The following is a 798-nucleotide window of genomic DNA, read 5'->3' on the forward strand; positions in this document are numbered from 1 at the left end:
GAGCTGCCCGTGATCAAGCAGTCCCGCGCCGACCTGGACCGGATCGCGTTCCCGCCGTTCCGGGCCGGGATCGGCGCCGGGGCCATGGCGGTGATGTCGGCCCACCTGGACGTCAAGGCGGTCGACCCGGGCACCCCCGCCACGTTCTCCCGCAAGCTGCTCACCGACGTGCTGCGCGGCCAGCTCGGCTTCCAGGGCGTGGTGATCACCGACGGGATGAACATGGCCCCGGCCAAGAAGTGGTCACCCGGTGAGGCGGCCGTGCGCGCGCTCAACGCCGGCAACGACCTCATCCTGATGACGCCGAACGTCACCCAGGCGTACGACGGGCTGCGCGCCGCGCTCAAGGACGGCTCGCTGCCCCGCGCCCGCCTGGTCGAGGCGGTCACCCGGGTGCTCACCATGAAGTTCCGGCTGGCCGGGCGGGACACGCCAGCGCTGTCCACGCTCGACGGCGCGGCACACCGCAAGGCCGCCGACGACCTCGCCACCGCCGCGGTGACTGTGCTGCGCGGCAAGTGCGGCGGCGCGGTGACCGGACCGGTGAGCGTGACCTCCTCCGGTGGCCGGGAGCGCACCCGCAAGCTGCTGACCGAGGCGCTCACCGCGGCCGGCGTCAAGGTGGTGCCCTCCGGCGGCACGGTGGTGCACCTGGTCGGGTACGGCGACGGCGCGAAGGACCTGCGCGCCGACGCCGCCGTGACGGTGGCGATGGACACGCCGTACGTGCTGTCCGGGGCGAAGTCCCCGACGCTGATGGCGACCTACTCGTCCACCCGGGCCTCGATGAACGGCCTC

Annotated in this window: 1 protein-coding gene; it reads left to right on the forward strand. The window is 73.4% G+C overall.

What is annotated here, in order from left to right; genetic code table 11:
- Window positions 1-798, forward strand: a 798-nt coding sequence (locus KBX39_RS32300; protein ID WP_282102508.1) for a glycoside hydrolase family 3 N-terminal domain-containing protein, incomplete at both ends; no start/stop codon positions are given.

The organism is Micromonospora sp. D75, from assembly GCF_018070405.1.
Classification (GTDB): Bacteria; Actinomycetota; Actinomycetes; order Mycobacteriales; family Micromonosporaceae; genus Micromonospora; species Micromonospora chalcea.